Origin of the sequence: Geobacillus sp. DSP4a, assembly GCF_013096875.1 — a bacterium.
Taxonomy (GTDB): domain Bacteria; phylum Bacillota; class Bacilli; order Bacillales; family Anoxybacillaceae; genus Geobacillus; species Geobacillus thermophilus.
Genome location: NZ_SDLD01000264.1, coordinates 1 through 292, shown reverse-complemented (window position 1 = coordinate 292; position 292 = coordinate 1). Strand labels below are relative to the sequence as shown.

1 protein-coding gene is annotated in these 292 nt (G+C 47.3%); it reads left to right on the top strand.

The genetic code is table 11. The features are described 5' to 3' along the window. A partial coding sequence (locus tag ETC02_RS17275; RefSeq protein WP_171698506.1) for an ATP-binding protein occupies positions 1–292 on the top strand: 292 nt, incomplete at both ends.

Sequence of the window (292 nt, the reverse complement as noted above, 5' to 3'; positions counted from 1 at the left end):
TGAAAGAGTCATTGAATCCATCATTGTATCATGTCGTCTACTTTCCGTTATCCACCGGAGGCGTGATGGATTTTTACCGTGGACTGGCCTTGGGATTAGGAGAGGAACCGAAGTACCGCAAGGTAGACCTCTTCCGCCAAATCCAGCAGGCGATCGAGCGATTGTATCATGAACGGCGGATCACGCCGGTGTTCATTTTGGATGAGATGCATTTAGCGAAGGATGCATTTTTACAGGACATCGCGATCTTGTTCAACTTTGAGATGGATTCGACCAACCCATTTGTCTTGAT